The organism is Micromonospora sp. U21 (genome assembly GCF_018070045.1).
Taxonomy (GTDB): Bacteria; Actinomycetota; Actinomycetes; order Mycobacteriales; family Micromonosporaceae; genus Micromonospora.
Genome location: NZ_JAGPYK010000004.1, coordinates 133,924 through 150,445 on the forward strand (window position 1 = coordinate 133,924; position 16,522 = coordinate 150,445).

Annotated in this window: 14 protein-coding genes, 1 tRNA gene and 1 pseudogene; 7 read left to right on the forward strand and 9 right to left on the reverse strand. The window is 72.1% G+C overall.

Going from position 1 to position 16,522, the window contains the following annotated elements; all coding sequences use genetic code 11:
- Positions 1 to 120 precede the first annotated feature (120 nt).
- Positions 121 to 300 (forward strand): annotated as a pseudogene (locus KBX63_RS06995) (ErmE/ErmH/ErmO/ErmR family 23S rRNA (adenine(2058)-N(6))-methyltransferase); the annotation flags it as partial.
- An 11-nt stretch (positions 301 to 311) separates the two neighbouring features.
- Here KBX63_RS06995 and KBX63_RS07000 read toward each other — a convergent pair.
- Positions 312 to 503, reverse strand: coding sequence for a DUF2795 domain-containing protein (locus KBX63_RS07000; protein WP_210909617.1), 192 nt, complete (start codon positions 501 to 503; stop codon positions 312 to 314).
- 118 nt (positions 504 to 621) lie between these two features.
- Between KBX63_RS07000 and KBX63_RS07005 the strand changes: the two genes are divergently transcribed.
- Complete coding sequence (locus KBX63_RS07005) at positions 622 to 1,878, forward strand: erythromycin esterase family protein (protein ID WP_210910157.1); 1,257 nt, start codon at positions 622 to 624, stop codon at positions 1,876 to 1,878.
- 19 nt (positions 1,879 to 1,897) lie between these two features.
- Here KBX63_RS07005 and KBX63_RS07010 read toward each other — a convergent pair whose 3' ends face one another.
- From KBX63_RS07010 to KBX63_RS07020, 3 genes are all read right to left on the reverse strand, one after another.
- Positions 1,898 to 4,111 carry an MMPL family transporter gene (locus KBX63_RS07010; RefSeq protein WP_210909618.1) on the reverse strand — a complete coding sequence of 738 codons (2,214 nt, stop codon included), beginning with the start codon at positions 4,109 to 4,111 and terminating at the stop codon, positions 1,898 to 1,900.
- Positions 4,111 to 4,698 (reverse strand): TetR/AcrR family transcriptional regulator, encoded by a 588-nt coding sequence (locus tag KBX63_RS07015; protein WP_210909621.1) that lies wholly within the window; start codon positions 4,696 to 4,698, stop codon positions 4,111 to 4,113. Before KBX63_RS07015 ends, KBX63_RS07010 begins: the two co-directional genes overlap by 1 nt.
- Before the next feature lie 101 nt (positions 4,699 to 4,799).
- Complete coding sequence (locus tag KBX63_RS07020; RefSeq protein WP_247661844.1) at positions 4,800 to 5,231, reverse strand: helix-turn-helix domain-containing protein; 432 nt, start codon at positions 5,229 to 5,231, stop codon at positions 4,800 to 4,802.
- A gap of 78 nt (positions 5,232 to 5,309) precedes the next feature.
- On the opposite strand from KBX63_RS07020, the gene KBX63_RS07025 reads away from it, so the two are divergent.
- Positions 5,310 to 6,761 carry an MFS transporter gene (locus KBX63_RS07025; RefSeq protein WP_210909624.1) on the forward strand — a complete coding sequence of 484 codons (1,452 nt, stop codon included), beginning with the start codon at positions 5,310 to 5,312 and terminating at the stop codon, positions 6,759 to 6,761.
- A gap of 31 nt (positions 6,762 to 6,792) precedes the next feature.
- Complete coding sequence (locus KBX63_RS07030; RefSeq protein WP_210909627.1) at positions 6,793 to 7,752, forward strand: DNA polymerase domain-containing protein; 960 nt, start codon at positions 6,793 to 6,795, stop codon at positions 7,750 to 7,752.
- 74 nt (positions 7,753 to 7,826) lie between these two features.
- On the opposite strand, the gene KBX63_RS07035 is transcribed toward KBX63_RS07030, so the two are convergent.
- The 5 genes from KBX63_RS07035 to KBX63_RS07055 all read right to left on the reverse strand — a co-directional run bounded on the left by KBX63_RS07035 (position 7,827) and on the right by KBX63_RS07055 (position 11,983).
- Positions 7,827 to 9,161, reverse strand: coding sequence for a carbohydrate-binding protein (locus tag KBX63_RS07035; protein WP_210909630.1), 1,335 nt, complete (start codon positions 9,159 to 9,161; stop codon positions 7,827 to 7,829).
- A gap of 251 nt (positions 9,162 to 9,412) precedes the next feature.
- Positions 9,413 to 9,484: transfer RNA gene (locus KBX63_RS07040), tRNA-Arg, on the reverse strand.
- Positions 9,485 to 9,605: 121 nt separating this feature from the next.
- On the reverse strand, positions 9,606 to 10,298 hold the full coding sequence (locus tag KBX63_RS07045) for a winged helix-turn-helix domain-containing protein (RefSeq protein ID WP_210910159.1): 693 nt from the start codon (positions 10,296 to 10,298) through the stop codon (positions 9,606 to 9,608).
- Positions 10,299 to 10,496: 198 nt separating this feature from the next.
- Positions 10,497 to 11,165 carry a DUF305 domain-containing protein gene (locus KBX63_RS07050; protein ID WP_210909633.1) on the reverse strand — a complete coding sequence of 223 codons (669 nt, stop codon included), beginning with the start codon at positions 11,163 to 11,165 and terminating at the stop codon, positions 10,497 to 10,499.
- A gap of 8 nt (positions 11,166 to 11,173) precedes the next feature.
- Entirely contained in the window at positions 11,174 to 11,983 is an 810-nt protein-coding gene (locus tag KBX63_RS07055) for a DUF3105 domain-containing protein (protein ID WP_210909636.1), read from the reverse strand.
- Between the two features lie 98 nt (positions 11,984 to 12,081).
- Between KBX63_RS07055 and argS the strand changes: the two genes are divergently transcribed.
- Genes argS through KBX63_RS07070 form a run of 3 tightly spaced genes read left to right on the forward strand, consistent with a single transcriptional unit; the run spans position 12,082 to position 16,460 of the window.
- The gene (gene argS / locus KBX63_RS07060; protein ID WP_210909639.1) at positions 12,082 to 13,749 is read left to right on the forward strand and encodes an arginine--tRNA ligase; all 1,668 of its coding nucleotides are present in this window, start codon (positions 12,082 to 12,084) and stop codon (positions 13,747 to 13,749) included.
- 6 nt (positions 13,750 to 13,755) lie between these two features.
- On the forward strand, positions 13,756 to 15,141 hold the full coding sequence (gene lysA, locus KBX63_RS07065; protein WP_210909642.1) for a diaminopimelate decarboxylase: 1,386 nt from the start codon (positions 13,756 to 13,758) through the stop codon (positions 15,139 to 15,141).
- Positions 15,142 to 15,149: 8 nt separating this feature from the next.
- Positions 15,150 to 16,460, forward strand: a complete 1,311-nt coding sequence (locus tag KBX63_RS07070) for a homoserine dehydrogenase (protein WP_210910161.1) — start codon at positions 15,150 to 15,152, stop codon at positions 16,458 to 16,460.
- Positions 16,461 to 16,522: the final 62 nt, after the last annotated feature.

The following is a 16,522-nucleotide window of genomic DNA, read 5'->3' on the forward strand; positions in this document are numbered from 1 at the left end:
CTCCCCGTTGATCATGAAGTTAGCGACGTCCGGCACGGCGTGTCGTGACGCTAACTTCATGATCAACGGGGGGCCGAGGGATCGGGAGACCGCGAGGGGGAGGGCTGGAAATGGGTGGGGGTGGCGGTGGGCTTCGAGGGCGTCGGCGGGTCGCTCGCCGCGACCCTGCGCCGGCACCACCCGCCGGCTCGGGTGGCGGCGGCGCCGCGCGCCACCCGGATCGCGCCGGACACCCCGGTCGGGTACGTCTCCGGCCGGGAACAGTGGCTGGTGTTGTTCCGACTGCTGCACGCCCGCTGACCGTGCGGGGGTCAGGAGAGACTCGATAGCACGGCGTTCAGCTCTTCAGGCGACTCGATCTGCTCCGCCGGCAACGTCCGCAACATCTGCAACATCGCCGTGCTGGCCCCGTTCTCCTGGCCCCAACGGACCAGGTCCTCACGGGAGATTGGGTAGTCGAGCCCGGCCAGGTACTCCTGCAACTGAACCCCGGTGACGGTCATACCGTCCGGCTACCCGCTCGCCGCACCCGTACACCGGTCGGCCCGGCGGCCGGCGGACGGCGCGCCGCCCGGCGACACGCCGACGGTTTGCCGGAGCGGCCGCCGGGTAGCCGCGGACATGCTGGTTCAGCGGCTCGGCGCGCCGAGCGACTTCGACCCGTTGCTGGAGCGCGTCCGCGACGCCCGGGTGGTGATGATCGGCGAATCCACCCACGGCACCTACGACTACTACCGGCTGCGCGAGCAGCTCACCCGCCGGCTGATCGCGGAGTGCGGCTTCTCGTTCGTGGCGGTGGAGGGCGACTGGCCGGACTGCGACCGGGTGCACCGCTCGGTCACCGGCGCGCCGGGCGGTGCTCCGGACCCGCAGACGGCGCTCGAGCAGTTCGAGCGGTGGCCGACCTGGATGTGGGCGAACGCCGAGGTGGCCCGGTTCTGCCGCTGGCTGCGGGCATGGAACCTGGAGCGCCCGGAGAATCGACGGGCTGGATTCCACGGGCTCGACGTGTACAGCCTCTGGGAGTCGATGCAGGCGATCTTCGACTATCTGGGGGAGGAGGATCCGACCTCGCTGGAGGCGGCGCAGGACGCGTACCGGTGCTTCGAGCCGTACGGCAAGCGGGTCGAGGAGTACGGCGCGGCCAGCCGGTTCGTCTCCGCCCGGTGCGAGGAGGAGGTGGTGCGACTGCTGGCCAGGACCCGGGAGCAGGCCCTCTCCGACGGCCCGGACCGCTTCTCGGCCTGGCAGAACGCGGAGGTGGTGGCCGGCGCGGAGCGTTACTACCGGGCGATGGTGGCCGGCGGACCGGATTCGTGGAACATCCGTGACATCCACATGCAGGACACCCTGGACCGGCTGCTGGACCGGTACGGCCCGGACGCCCGGGGGATCGTCTGGGCGCACAACACCCATGTCGGGGACGCCCGGGCCACCGACATGACCGCCGACGGGATGATCAACATTGGCCAGTTGGCCCGGGAGCGGCACGGTGCCGACGCGGTGGCCCTGATCGGCTTCGGCAGCTACCGGGGTACGGCGATCGCCGCACCCCGGTGGGGCTCACCGGCCGAGGCGATGATCGTCCCGCCGGCGCGGGAGGGGTCGGTCGAGCGGCGCCTGCACGAGCTGATGCCGGAGCGGGCGGTGCTGGTCTTCGGTGGCGACGACCAGCCGGGCTGGGTCACCGGCACCGCGGACCACCGGGCGATCGGGGTGGTCTACGACCCGTCCTTCGAGTCCTGGGGCAACTACGTGCCCACCCGACTCGGCGAACGCTACGACGCCTTCATCTGGTGCGACGAGACCACGGCCCTGCACCCGCTGCCCGTCCCGGCCGCCTCCGGCGAGATGGAGACCTATCCCGCCGGCGTCTGACCGGGCCGGGCAGCGAGGGTCAGACGTGGGTCGGCGTGCGGTCCGCGAGTTCCGCGCGCAAGCCCTCGCCCTCGATGTCGACGTTCGGTAGGGCACGGGAGAGCCACCGGGGGAGCCACCAGGCACGGTCGCCGAGCAGCGACATCACCGCGGGAACGATGGTCATCCGGACCACGAAGGCGTCGATGGCCACACCCACGGCGAGTGCGAATCCCATCGACTTGATCACCGGATCCTCCAGGAAGACGAAGCCTCCGAAAACCGAGATCATGATGAGCGCGGCGGCGGTGACCACCCGGGCGCCGTGCCCCATGCCGCTGATGGTGGCCTGCCGGGCCGACTCGCCGTGCACGAAGTCCTCCCGCATCCGGGACACCAGGAACACCTCGTAGTCCATCGCGAGCCCGAAGAGGATGCCGATGAGCAGGATCGGCAGGAAGCTGATCAGCGGGCCCGGGGTGTCCAGGCCGACGAGGTCGGCGAGGTGCCCCTGCTGGAAGACCGCCACCGTGATGCCGAACGTGGCGGCGACGGTGAGCAGGAACCCCAGCGCGGCCTTGACCGGCACCAGCAGCGAGCGGAACACCAGCATCAGCAGCAGCACCGACAGCCCGACCACCAGCAGGAGGTAGACCGGCAGTGCGTCGGAGAGCTTCTCGGAGACGTCGATGCCGATCGCGGTGACACCGGTGAGCAGCACGTCCGCGTCGCGGATCCCGCCCACCGAGTCACGGATGTCGTGCACCAGCGTCTCGGTGGCCTCGTCGGTGGGGCCGGTCTTGGGCACCACTCCGAGCAGGGCGGTCCGGCCGTCCGGGCTGAGCTGCGCCGGCGCCACCGCGAGCACGTTGTCGGTGCGCTGGAGCAGCGCGGTGACCTGCGGCACGGCGGCCGAGGTGGCCTGCGGCGTGTCGCCGGCGACCACCACCGCGAGGCGGCCGGTGAAGCCCGCTCCGAAGCCCTCGGTGGTCAGGTCGTTCGACACCCGGGCGGGTGAGCCGACGGCCGCCGTGGAGGCGTCCGGCAGGGCCAGTCGCATGTCCGGCGTGGGCAGCGCGAGGAGGCCGAGGCCGAGCAGGCCGACGAGGATGACCGGTACGCGGAACCGGGTGACCAGCCGCGCCCAGCGGAAGCCGAAGCCGGACCGGTCCTCGCTCGCTGCCGCGGCAACCGGCCGGTCGGCGTCCGTGTCGTTGACCGGCCTGCCGTCGGCGGTGGCCGAGCGCAGCCGGCGGGGAAGCACCCGGCGACCGGCGAAGCCGAGCAGCGCGGGCTGGAGGGTGATGGCGACGAGCACCGCGACGGTGACCGTGCCGGCGGCGGCGAGACCCATCACCGTGAGGAACGGGATGTCCACCACGGCGAGCCCGGCCAGGGCGATGACCACGGTGGCGCCCGCGAAGACCACGGCGGAGCCGGCGGTGCCCACGGCCCGGCCGACCGCCTCCTCGGGGGACAGGCCGTCGAGCAGGTTCTGCCGGTGCCGGGAGGTGATGAACAGCGAGTAGTCGATGCCGACCGCGAGGCCGAGCATCAGCGCCAGGATCGGCGCGGTGCTGGTCAACTGGACGACGCTGCTCAGCGCGAACAGGCCGGCCATGCCGGCGCCCACGCCGATGAGCGCGTTGAGCATCGTCATGCCCGCGGCCACCAGCGAGCCGAACGTGATGATCAGGACGATCGCGGCGACCAGTACGCCGAGCGCCTCGGTGGAGCCGATCTCCGGCTCACCGCCCAGCACCTCGCCGCCCGGGGCGACCTGCCAGCCCCGTGCCTCGGCCGCCGCACCCACCTGCTCGTACGCCGTCCGCTGCTCGTCGGTCACCTCGTCCGCTCCGGTGGCGAACCGAACCTGGACCAGCGCGTACCGGCCGTTGGGCGAGACCGCGCCGACCTGGAACGGGTCGACGGCGCCGACCACGCCGGGCAGCGTCGCGGCCTGCTGGACGATCTCCTGCACCACGCCACGACCCTGCGGGCTGGCCAGCTGGCCGTCACCCGGTGCCTTGACCGCGATGGTGCCGGTGGCGCCACTGGCCGCGGGGAACTGCTGCGCGAGCAGGTCGAGCGCGCGCTGGCTCTCGGTGCCCGGCATGGTGAAGTTGCTCGCCGTCGGGCCGCGCAGGGTCGCCGCGGCCAGGCCGGCGACGACGAGTACGACGAGCCAGAGCGCGACGACGAGCCGTCGCCGGCGCAGCGCGCCCCGGCCGAGCCGGTAGAGCAGGGTGGCCATCAGGATTCCTTGTCCTCGGTCGTGGGTGGTTGGGGCAGGGAAGACTCGACGGGCTCGACGGCCCGCCGGACGAGGGTGAGCAGAGCGGGGCGCAGCTCGTCGTCGGGAACGTCGACGAACTCGGCGCACGCCTCGGGAATGCCGGCGAGCAGCACCAGCGCGCTGATCCGCGCGCCCGGCCGCTCGGAGTGCCCGGCGAAGGCGTCCCGCAGGCGTTCCGAGATCTGCTGGATGTGCGCGAAGGCCGGCTGGGCCAGCAGCTCCGGGAACTCGCCGCGGAGCAGCGCGATCTCCCGCCGGAACCGCACCGCGAGGTCGACGAAGCCCACCGCGGCGACCTGCTGGGCGGCCGCGCCGGTCAGGCCGGTGAGCCGGTCGTCGAGGTCCCGCAGCACCGCGATGGCCGGGGCCATCAGCTCGGCGAGCAGGGCTTCCTTGTTGGCGAAGTGGTAGAGCACCGTGGCCTTGGAGCAGCCGACCTCACGGGCGATGTCCTGCAACGAGGTGCCCCGGTAGCCGGTCACCGCGAACCGTCGCGCCGCCGCGGCGAGGATCTCGCCGTGCGTCTCGGACACCGCTCTGGCCATCACCGGTCCACCTCCCGCGGACCAGCATGCCTGACCGATCGGTCAGACTCTGACCGATCGGTCAGTTCATCGTGGTGGCTTTCCCCACACCCCGGTCCGGTTTAACCGGCGTGGTCGCGGTCGTACCTGGTCCGCGCCTCGGCGATGGCCCGGCGGTGCCGCTCGGCCCAGCTGGTCAGCGCCACCAGCGACTCGTAGAGCTCCAGCGCCATCGGGGTGGCGGTGTACTCCACCTTCGGCGGGACGGTGGGGTAGACCCTGCGGTGCAGCAGGCCGTCGCGTTCCAGGTTGCGCAGGGTCAGCGTGAGCATCCGACGACTGATCCCCTCGATGTGCCGCTCCAGCTCGGTGAAGCGCACCGGGCCGTTCGAGGCGGCCACCAGGATGCCGATGCTCCACTTGCCGCCGACCCTGTCGAGCACCTCGCGGACGGTGCACGCCCGGGCCTGACCCGGGGTGAACGGCACGCTTCCCGCCGCGCACGCCAGCTCGGCCTCGATCAGCGCGGGCACATCGCTGTTCCTCTGGGACATGACGGTGCCTCCTTCCGCTCTCGCTCATGGTCACAGATGATGGCGTCGGTAACAAACAATGCACCAAGGAGGCGTTCCATGGATCATGCTGTCCCGTCCCGCTGGCCGGCGCTGCTCGTACTCTGCGCCGGCAGCCTGATGATCATTCTGGACGGCAGCGTCGTCGCGGTGGCGCTGCCCGCCGTGCAGCGCGACCTGGGCTTCACCGCCGCAGGCCTGGCCTGGGTGGTCAACGCCTACCTGGTCGCGTTCGGCGGGCTGCTGCTGCTCGCCGGCCGCCTCGGCGACCTGCTCGGCCGGCGGCGGATCTTCCTGGCCGGCATCACGCTGTTCACCCTGGCCTCGCTGGCCTGCGCGCTGGCCACCGGGCCGGCCGTACTGGTCGGTGCGCGATTCGGCCAGGGCGTCGGCGGCGCGCTGGCCATGGCGGTCAGCCTCGGCATGATCGTCCGGCTCTATCCCGAGCCGGCCGAGCGGGCCCGCGCGATCGCCGTCTTCAGCTTCACCGGGGCGGCGGGGGCGTCGGTCGGCACGGTGGCCGGTGGGGTGCTCACCGAACTGGCCGGCTGGCGGTCGATCTTCCTGGTCAACCTGCCGATCGGGGTGGCCATCCTGCTCGCCGCCGTCCGCCAGCTCCCGGCCGAGCGGGGCATCGGCCCGCGCGCGGGCCTGGACCTGCCCGGCGCCCTGCTCGCCACCGGCGGACTGATGGCCACCGTGCTGGGCATCGTGGGGACCGGCGAGCACGGCTGGACCAGCCCCCGGACCCTCGGCGCGGTGGCGCTCGCGGCGCTGCTGCTCGGGGGGTTCGCGCTCCGGCAGCGGGTGGCGCCCACCCCGCTGCTGCCGGCCCGCGTGCTGCGCGTCCCCGGCCTGGTCGCGGCGAACGCCGTGCAGTTCCTCATGGTCTCCGCGTACTTCGGCTTCCAGTTCCTGCTCGCCGTGGAACTGCAACTGGTGCTCGGCCTGGACGCGGCGGCGACCGGCTGGGCCTTCCTGCCCACCCCGGTGGTGATCGCGGTGGTGTCGCTCGGCCTGGCCGGTCGGCTGATCGCCCGGTGGGGTGCCCGGGCCGTCCTGCTGGCCGGGCTCGGGCTGGCCACCGTCGGCTTCCTGCTGCTCGGCCGGCTGCCCGCCGACGGCGGTTACCTCGCCGACGTGCTTCCCGCGATGCTGATCTTCGGGGTGGCCGGCGGCCTGACCCTGCCGGCCGTCACCACGCTGGCCATGGCCGGCGCGACCGACGCGGACGCCGGGCTCGCGTCCGGGCTGGCCAACACCACCCAGCAGGTCGGCGGGGCGGTCGGGCTGGCCGCGCTGGCCACCCTGGCCGCCACGCGCGCCGACGGTCTGCGGGCCGCCGGATGGGCCGAGGTGGCGGCACTGGCCGGCGGCTACCGGATCGCGTTCACCGTCGCCGCCGCCCTGGTGGTCGCCGCGCTGCTGGTCGCGCTGACCACGCTGCCCGGTGCCCGGCCCGCCACGCTGCGCGCCGGGGCTGATCGGCACCGAAGCGCCGCGTCCAGTTGACCGACGGCACCGGGGGCGGGAGGGTGAGCGGGTGAGCGAGGCTGACGAGACGCGGGACGGGGTGGCCCTGACCAACCTCGACCACCCGCTGTCCGACCGCGACGACGCGACCAAGCGCGACCTGGTCGACTACCTCGACGCGGTCCGGGACCGGATCCTCCCGCAGTTGCGGGACCGGCCGCTGTCGGTGATCCGGGTCCGCCCCGGCCAGCCACCGTTCATGCAGAAGAACCTGCCCCGGTACACCCCGGACTGGGTCCGCCGCGTGCCGGTCTGGGCGGAGGCGTCACACCGGGAGGTCTCGTACGCCCTCTGCGACGACCGTCGCACCCTGCTCTGGTTCGCCAACCAGCGGGCGGTGGAGTACCACCCGACGCTGGCCACCGCGGCGGACCTGCACCGCCCGACCCACCTGGTGCTCGACCTGGACCCGCCGGAGGGGGACGGGTTCGGTGCGGCGGTCGGCGCCGCGCTGCTGGTCCGTCAGGCGCTCGCCGACGCCGGCCTCGCCGGGGCGGTCAAGACCAGCGGCGCCAAGGGCGTGCACGTCTTCGTGCCGATCGCCGACGGCCCCACGGCCGAGGAGTTGGCCGCCGCCACCCGGGCGGTCGCCGCCCGTGCCGAGCGGCTGGACCCGGCGCTGGCCACCACGGCGTTCATCCGGGAAGACCGGGGCGGTCGGGTCTTCGTCGACGCCACCCGGGCCGGCGGGGCGACCGTGGTGGCCGCGTACAGCCCGCGGCTACGCCCCGGGATGCCGGTCTCCTTCCCGGTCGACTGGGCCGACCTGACCGAGGTGACCCCGGCCGACTTCACCATCCGGACCGTGCCGGCGCTGGTGGCCGGGGCCGACCCGTGGGCCGCGTCGATGCCGGAGCCGCAGCCGCTGCCCGCCGACCTCGTGGCCGAGGGGCGGACCATCCCGGTGGCCCGGGTGCAGGCCATGCACGAGGGCAAGCGCCGGGCCCGCGCCCGCCGCCAGGCCGGCTGACGGTACGCCCCGGGGTGCGCCCCGACCAGTTGATGGTCTCCGCTCCCGCGGAGACCATCACCGGTGGCGACCTTTCAGCGTCCCTGCAAACGCTTCACGTTGTCGCCGAAAGTCCAGCCCTTCGACCCGTCCCAGTTCGCCGACCAGGTCATCAGGCCCTTGATGCCGGGTACGGCGTTCCACGCCTGCGTGACCAGCGACGTCGACATGTAGCCGCCACCCGCGCCGATCTGCGCGGGTAGGCCCGGAACCTGCTTGTCGTACGGCACGCGGATGGTGGTGCCCTGGATGGTCAGGCCGTTGTTCAGGCACTGCGTCTGCACCGTGAAGCCCTGCACCGTGCCGGCGGGGTACGAGTCACCGGCGCAGCCGTACATGCTGCCGTTGTAGTACTGCATGTTCAGCCACCAGAGCCGGCCGTTGTCCACGTACTTCTTGATGATCGGCAGGTACGAACCCCAGATCGAGCCGTAGACCACGCTGCCGCCGGTGACGTAGGCCGTCTCCGGCGCCATGGTCAGGCCGAAGTTCGACGGCATCCGGGCCAGCACTCCGTCGATGATCCGGATCAGGTTGGCCTGCGACGTGGACAGGGTGTTGATGTTGCCACTACCGGTCAGGCCCGTCTCGATGTCGATGTCGATGCCGTCGAAGTGGTAGGCCGTCAGGATCGGCACTATCGTCGCGATGAACCGGTCGGCGACCGCGCTGGAGCTCAGGTCGATGCCCGCCGCGGCCCCGCCGATCGACATGAGGATGGTCGCGCCGGCGGCTTTGGCCTGGCACATTTCGGCCGGGGTGGCAACCTTCACGCCGGCGTCCATGCCGTTCTCCCAGAGCACCGTGCCGTCCGAGCGGATCACCGGGAAAGCCGCGTTGATCACGTTGTAGCCGTGCTGGCTGAGCCGGCTGTCGGTGATCGGGATCCAGCCGAGGCCGGGGTGCACGCCGTTGGAGGCGCCATCCCAGTTCTCCCAGTAGCCCTGCAGCACCTTGCCGGCGGGCCGTGACTTCACCCCGCAGGTCCCACCGGTCGGTGGCGGCGTGGTCGGTGGCGGCGTGGTGGGTGGCGGCGGGGTGGTGGTGGGTGGTGGCGGCGTGGTCGGCGGCGGGGTGCCTCCCGAGCACGCGCCCAGGTCACGCCAGAGCGACGGGGTCGCGGCGGGGTTCCAGCCGGCGCCGGGGTGTGCGGTGTGGGTGACCAGAGCCTGGTAGAGCCGGCCGCCGTAGGTGACCTGCGCGCCCGCCGGGTAGGTGTTGCCCTCTGCCCAGGCCGGCGCGGTGCAGGCGGCCAGCAGGGCGGCGTCCGCCGAGGACACGGCGGCCATGCTGTTGGGGACGAAGGCGACGGCGGCCGCGAAGGTCATCGCCGCTCCGGCTACCACTGCGAGGATCCGACGGCTTCTCATGGCTCACTCCCCAGGCTTCGACGACCCGCGACTTCCACATATTGACGTTCGTGAAGTTTAATATCAAGGGTTGTTAACAGATTCGAGGAAGTTGCGGAGCGCGGCTGGCCTCGCGCCGGCGGCACCAGCGCCGCTGGCCGCATCTGCTTCGGCGCAGACGCCCTCCCTGGACGGCTGACGGCCGGACACATGGTGAAGGCCCCTGACCGGTTTACTCTGGTCAGAGGCCTTTAGGTGCTGGTTTGCTTCGGTGCCCCCGGCAGGATTCGAACCTGCGCCCCCGCCTCCGGAGGGCGGTGCTCTATCCCCTGAGCTACGGGGGCTCAGCGACTGGAGAAGACTAGCAAACCTCCTCCGTGAACGCCGAATCGGTATCCGGTGCCCCGATCGTGTCGCCGATAGCCCGATGCCCCTGGTGGTCAGGCCGCACGCGTGCCGAAGCGGTCAGGCTGCGACCGCCCGGCCGCAGCTGGGCAGCGGGTGCAGCACGATCCGCCGGGGGAGCCGGCGTGGCCACTCGTTACGCGGCCACGAGCCGTCCACGATCAGGTGGACGGTGCGCTGCTCCTCGCCGCTGAGTCGCAGCACGAAGTCGCGGCGGAGTGGCGGGTCGACGGTCGGCGTGGTGATCATGAAGCGCACCCGGCCGCGGGATGAGACGGCGGAGATCACGTCGGCCGCTGGCATGGTGCCGCGCAGCCGCACCCGCCCGATCCAGTAGACCTCGGCGAGGTGCTCCTGGGCCGCCCGGGTGATCGCCGGGTACTCGCTGCGTACCCAGCGTTCGACCGCGCTGACGCAGAGCCCACAGGCGCGCTCGCGCGGCTCCCGCGGACCCAACCCCCAGGCCCGCAGGTACGCCCCGACCGCGCCCGCGTCGAGCGGCAGGTCGAACCGGCGCTGGATGAGCGTGGTGAGGCTCTGCCGCGTCCACAGCTCCTCGTCCAGGCCGAACTCGTCGGGGTGGACGCCCCGCAGCGCGTCGATCAGTTCGAGTTCCTGTTCGCGGCTGAGCATTCCCGGCTCGCCCTGCCGCTGTCCGCGACGGACGGCTGCCACCGCCCCGTCACCGCCGATGGTGTGGCGCCGGCACCAGCTGGTGACCGAACGCCGTGCGTCTCTGAGTGCAACCCCCACGTCCTGCGCAACGAGCCCGAATCGCAACTGGTCACGATATGTGCGGAGAAAACTCTCTAAGCAACGTAATCGGTTGCACCGCTCAAAACGCCCATACGGGATGAACAGGCATAGACGGCCACAGACCGGTCATGACAACGGGCCCGCGCCCCGCCCGTGTACGGCGGTGACGCGGGCCTGGTACGCCCGTCCGGTGGATCAGCCCCTGGCCTGCGCCTGGAGCTGTCGGAGGTTGTTCAGCTCGCTCTGCTGGGTGGCCTTCATGGTCCGCGCCACCCGAAGCACCTCGGCGTTGTCAGTCTCGCCGAGCACCGCGTCGATCATGTGGATGCCGCCGAGGTGATGGTTGATCATCAGGGTCAGGAACTGCCGGTCGACCTCGATGCCCTGGGCGTCGCGCAGCGCGGCCATCTCCTGCGGGGTCGCCATCCCCGGCATCAGCCCGTTCTTCACGGTGGCCCCGTCGGACATCCACGACATCGGGGACTGCGACCCGGTGGGGCTCAGCTCCCACTCCCGCAGCCAGGTCTGCATGGCCCCGATCTCGCCCTGCTGCCCGGTGGCGATGTCGACGGCCATCTGCCGTACCTCGGGCAGCGTCGCCGACCGGTAGGCGGTCAGGCTCATCTCCACCGCCTGGCTGTGGTGCGTCGTCATGTCCCGCGCGAAGCCCGCTTCGATCGAGGTGTCACCCGGCCGGGTGAGCCCCGGGGTGAGCAGGCCGCCGGCGTACCCGAGCAGCAGGCCGACCACCAGCATGGCGGCCAGCGCCAGCAGACCGTAGCGCCGCGCCGGGGCCCGGCCGCCCTCGTCCGGGGCGGTCGGAGCCTCGTCGTGTTCGCTGTCGGTGGTGGCGGGAGCAGTCATCGCCGTCCTTACTGGGTGGGCTGCTGTTGTAGCTCACGCGGCGTGGTGCCGGTGGCGGTGATGCCCGTGTTGCACAGCGCGGTCGGCCCCTCGACGGACGCGTTCACCCGCAGGTCCTTGATGAACTCGTCGATCCGCTTGTCGTCGGCGTTGTCGACCTTGAGCTGGAAGCCCCACGCCTGGAGCGAGATCGGCTTGTCCAGGCCCTCGTACGGGCTCAACATCATCTTCTCGACGCCGCGCACCTTGCCGGCGAGCTTGTCGATCTGGTCCTGCGGCAGACCCGGCCGGTAGGTGATCCAGACCGCGCCGTGCTCCAGGCTGTGCACCGCGTGCTCACTGGCGATCGGGGCGTCGTACACGTCGCCCATGCAGTTCTGCCAGGCGGCGTTGTGCACCCCACCGACCGGCGGGGAGTACTTGTAGGTCAGCGGACCGGACTTGTGCGCCTCGTACTTCAGGCTGTCCGGGTCCGACTTGCGGATGTTGACGATGCCGTCGATGGCGTTCGCCCGCTTGTCCCACGGCTTGGCGCCCTGGAACGACGCCCAGGCCCCGTAGCCGATGATGCCGGCCGCGAGCACGCCCACCGCGACGAAGAGCGCGATCGGGCCCCAGGCCCGGCCCTGACTCACCTTGACCGGGGCAATCGGCTTACGGGGACCCTTGCCACCTGCCCGGGGGGAACCCGCCGGCTTGCCTGTCGGCTTGCCGGAACCGGCCTTGGCGCCGGACGCCGGCCGGCCTGCGGCCGGCTTCTTGCCGGTGCTGACCACGGTCGGGCGGCGCTCAGGGCCACCCGGGGTGCTGATGCTCATCGTGCCTCGTCAGGTCGGTCGGTCAGGGGAGGTGGCGGGCCGGATGACGCGCAGGGTCGCCGCCGAGTGCCCGAGTCTACCCCCGATAACATGGTTCGGTGACTCCTGCAGAACTAGCCTCGGTCGTCCTCACCGCTGCCCACGCCGTCTTCGCCGAGCGTGGCCTGGACCACGCCGCGCTGCCGGAGCGTACGGCGGTGGAGCGACCCCGCAACCCCGAGCACGGCGACTACGCCTCCACGCTCGCCCTGCAGTTGAGCAAGAAGGTGGGTGTCCCGCCCCGCGAGCTGGCCGCCGCCCTGGCCGATGAGCTGGGCCGGGCGCCCGGAGTCAAGTCGGTGGAGATCGCCGGGCCGGGCTTTCTGAACATCCGGTTGGACGCGGCCGCCGCCGGCCAGCTCGCCCGGGTGATCGTCGAGGCCGGCGCGGAGTACGGCCGCAGCGACCGACTCGCCGGCGAGAAGATCAACCTGGAGTTCGTCTCGGCCAACCCGACTGGCCCGGTGCACATCGGCGGGGTCCGCTGGGCGGCCGTCGGTGACGCGCTCAGCCGGCTGCTGCGGGCCACCGGCGCCGAGGTGGGCACGGAGTACTACTTCAACGACGCCGGGTCCCAGATCGACCGGTTCGCCCGCTCGCTGCTCGCCGCCGCCAAGGGTGAGGCCGCGCCGGAGGACGGCTACGGCGGGGCGTACATCTCCGAGATCGCCGCCGAGGTCCAGGCCCGCCGGCCGGACGTGCTGACCATGGACGACGCCGCCGCCCAGGAGGCCTTCCGGGTCGAGGGCGTCGCGCTGATGTTCGACGAGATCCGGTCCTCGCTGCGCGACTTCGGGGTGGAGTTCGACACCTACTTCAACGAGAAGGACCTGCACGACCGGGGTGAACTGGACCTCGCCCTGGCCCGGCTGCGCGAGCAGGGCCAGGTCTACGAGTCCGAGGGCGCCACCTGGCTGCGCACCACCGACTTCGGCGACGACAAGGACCGGGTGCTGCGCAAGTCCAACGGCGAGTGGACGTACTTCGCCGCGGACTGCGCCTACTACCTGGACAAGCGGGAGCGCGGTTTCGAGCGGGTCGTGATCATGCTGGGCGCCGACCACCACGGCTACATCGGCCGGATGAAGGCGATGGCCGCGTGCTTCGGCGACGACCCGGAGCGAAACCTGGAGATCCTCATCGGTCAGCTGGTCAACCTGCTGCGCGACGGCGCCCCGGTGCGGATGAGCAAGCGGGCCGGCACCGTGATCACCCTGGAGGACCTGGTCGACGCGATCGGGGTGGACGCCTCCCGGTACGCGCTCGCCCGCTACTCCAGCGACTCCCCGATCGACATCGACATCGAGCTGTGGACCCGGGCCACCCGCGACAACCCGGTCTACTACGTGCAGTACGTGGCGGCCCGGACGGCGGGCGTGGCCCGCAACGCCGCCGAGGTGGGGCTGGTCCAGGGCGACGCCGACGCCTTCCGCCCCGAGCTGCTCGGGCACGAGAAGGAGAACGAGCTGCTCAAGGCGCTCGCCGAGTTCCCGGCGGTGGTGGCCACCGCCGCCGAGCTGCGGGAGCCGCACCGGGTGGCCCGCTACCTGGAGGAGAGCGTCGCCGCCTCCTTCCACCGGTTCTACGACAACTGCCGGGTGCTGCCGTTGGGCGACGAGGAGGTCACCGACCTGCACCGGGCACGTCTCTGGCTCAACAACGCCACCCGCACGGTGATCGCCAACGGCCTGCACCTGCTCGGCGTCTCCGCTCCCGAGAGGATGTAGTACCGGATGCGTGCTCACGAAGCTGGTGCGCTGCACGGCGACATCGGCAGCCGAGGGCCGGCCTGGCTGCGTACCCCGGACAACGTCAACGCCCTGATGCCGGCGCTGTGGCCGCGTACCGTGACGCGCGGCGCCGACGGCGCGCTCGCCGTCGCGGGCCTTAGCGTCCGCGACCTCGCGACCGAGTTCGGCACCCCGGTGTACGTGCTGGACGAGGACGACCTGCGGTCACGCTGCCGGGACTTCCGGTCCGCGTTCCCGACCGAGGACGTCTACTACGCCGGCAAGGCGTTCCTCTGCCGGGCGGTGGTCCGGATGATCCACGAGGAGGGGCTGCACCTCGACGTCTGCACCGGTGGCGAGCTGGCCACCGCGCTCGCGGCCGGGATGCCGCCGGAGCGGATCGGCTTCCACGGCAACAACAAGTCGGTGGCCGAGCTGGCCCGGGCGCTGGACGCCGGTGTCGGGCGGATCATCCTCGACTCGTTCACCGAGATCGACCGGCTCACCGCGCTGGCCCGCGAGCGGGGCGTCCGCCCCCGGGTGCTGGTCCGGGTCACGGTCGGGGTCGAGGCGCACACCCACGAGTTCATCGCCACCGCCCACGAGGACCAGAAGTTCGGCTTCTCGCTGGCCGGCGGCGCCGCCGCGGCGGCCGCGTTCAAGGTTCTCGACGAGGGCGTGCTGGAGCTGCGCGGCCTGCACTCGCACATCGGCTCGCAGATCTTCGACGCCGACGGTTTCGAGGTCTCCGCCCGCCGGGTGCTCGCCCTGCAGGCGCAGATCCGCGACGCGCGCGGGGTGGAGCTGCCCGAGCTGGACCTGGGCGGCGGTTTCGGCATCGCGTACACCACCCAGGACGACCCGGCCACTCCTCAGGACCTGGCCAAGCGGCTCCGCAAGATCGTCGACTCGGAGTGCGCCGCCGAGCGGCTCGCCGTGCCGCGGCTCTCCATCGAGCCGGGGCGGGCCATCGTCGGGCCCTCCGTGTTCACCCTCTACGAGGTCGGCACGGTCAAGGACCTCGACGGCATCCGGACGTACGTCAGCGTGGACGGCGGGATGAGCGACAACATCCGTACCGCGCTCTACGACGCCTCGTACTCGGCGACGCTGGCCTCCCGCGCCTCGACCGCCCAGCCGTTGCTCGCCCGCGTGGTGGGAAAGCACTGTGAGTCCGGGGACATCGTGGTGAAGGATGAATTCCTGCCCGCCGACGTGCAGCCCGGAGATCTTGTCGCGGTGCCCGGCACGGGCGCCTACTGCCGCAGCATGGCCAGCAACTACAACCACGTGCCGCGGCCGCCGGTGGTCGCGGTGCGCGACGGCCAGGCGCGTCTGATCGTCCGGCGGGAGACCGAAGAGGACCTGCTCGCATTGGATGTTGGATGACCTCACCTGTGCGCTTGGCGCTGCTCGGCTGTGGCACGGTCGGCCAGGAGGTGGTCCGCCTGCTGCATGAGCAGGGGGCGGACCTGGCCGCCCGGATCGGCGCTCCGCTGGAGATCGCCGGCATCGCGGTCCGTCGGCTCGGCCGGGACCGCGGTGACCTGCCGATCGACCCGACCCTGTTCACCACCGACGCGCTCGGCCTGATCAAGCGCGACGACGTGGACGTCGTGATCGAGGTGGTCGGCGGTATCGAGCCGGCCCGAAGCTGGCTGGTCGAGGCGCTGCGGGCCGGCAAGAGCGTGGTCACCGCCAACAAGGCGCTGCTCGCCGAGGACGGCGTGGCGCTGCACGACGCGGCGGCCGAGGGTGGTGGCGACCTCTACTACGAGGCTTCCGTGGCCGGGGCGATCCCGCTGCTGCGCCCGCTGCGCGAGTCGCTGCACGGTGACCGGATCAACCGGGTCACCGGCATCGTCAACGGCACCACCAACTTCATTCTCTCCGCCATGGACGCCACCGGCGCCGGCTTCAACGAGGCGCTGGAGGAGGCCACCGAGCTGGGGTACGCGGAGGCCGACCCGACCGCCGACGTGGAGGGCTTCGACGCGGCGGCCAAGGCGGCGATCCTCGCCTCGCTGGCGTTCCACACCCGGGTCGGCGCGGCCGACGTGCACCGGGAGGGGATCACCGAGGTGACCGCCGCGGACGTGGCCAGCGCGCAGGCGATGGGCTGCACGATCAAGCTGCTCTGCATCGCGGCCCGCGGTGTCGACCCGGCCGGCCGGGAGACGGTCAGCGTCCGGGTGCACCCCGCGATGATCCCGCGCAGCCACCCGCTGGCCAGCGTCGGCGACGCGTTCAACGCGGTCTTCGTGGAGGCGGACGCGGCCGGAGAGCTGATGTTCTACGGCCGGGGCGCGGGTGGCGCGCCGACCGCCAGCGCGGTGCTCGGCGACGTGGTGGCGGTGGCCCGTAACCGGCTCGCCGGGGTGCGCGCGGCCAGCGAGAGCGCGTACGCCGACCTGGCGGTCCGGCCGATGGGCGAGGCGCTGACCCGCTACCACGTCAGCCTGGACGTGGCCGACCGTCCGGGTGTGCTGGCCGCGGTGGCCGGTGTGTTCGCCCGGCACGACGTGTCGATCGCGACCGTGCGGCAGGGTTCGGCCGGCGGCTCGCCCGGCCGGGACGGCGACGCCGAGCTGGTGATCGTCACCCACGTGGCGCCGGACGCCGCGCTCGCCGCGACCGTGGGCGAGCTGCGCGGCCTGGACATCGTCCGGTCGGTGACCAGCGTGCTGCGGGTCGAGGGCGGGGTGTGAGTCGTTGACCCGGTGGTGGGACGGGCCCGCTCGTCCCGCCAGGTGGGTAACCCGGGGTCTGC

Bases quoted from the DNA above. Each gene is read 5' to 3' on its own strand.
- KBX63_RS07005 (WP_210910157.1), top strand. From the start codon at position 622: ATGCTGGTTCAGCGGCTCGGCGCGCCGAGCGACTTCGACCCGTTGCTG.
- KBX63_RS07050 (WP_210909633.1), bottom strand. From the start codon at position 11,165: ATGACTGCTCCCGCCACCACCGACAGCGAACACGACGAGGCTCCGACC.
- KBX63_RS07015 (WP_210909621.1), bottom strand. From the start codon at position 4,698: ATGGCCAGAGCGGTGTCCGAGACGCACGGCGAGATCCTCGCCGCGGCG.
- KBX63_RS07055 (WP_210909636.1), bottom strand. From the start codon at position 11,983: ATGAGCATCAGCACCCCGGGTGGCCCTGAGCGCCGCCCGACCGTGGTC.
- KBX63_RS07010 (WP_210909618.1), bottom strand. From the start codon at position 4,111: ATGGCCACCCTGCTCTACCGGCTCGGCCGGGGCGCGCTGCGCCGGCGA.
- KBX63_RS07020 (WP_247661844.1), bottom strand. From the start codon at position 5,231: ATGTCCCAGAGGAACAGCGATGTGCCCGCGCTGATCGAGGCCGAGCTG.
- KBX63_RS07035 (WP_210909630.1), bottom strand. From the start codon at position 9,161: ATGAGAAGCCGTCGGATCCTCGCAGTGGTAGCCGGAGCGGCGATGACC.
- KBX63_RS07025 (WP_210909624.1), top strand. From the start codon at position 5,310: ATGGATCATGCTGTCCCGTCCCGCTGGCCGGCGCTGCTCGTACTCTGC.
- KBX63_RS07000 (WP_210909617.1), bottom strand. From the start codon at position 503: ATGACCGTCACCGGGGTTCAGTTGCAGGAGTACCTGGCCGGGCTCGAC.
- lysA (WP_210909642.1), top strand. From the start codon at position 13,756: ATGCGTGCTCACGAAGCTGGTGCGCTGCACGGCGACATCGGCAGCCGA.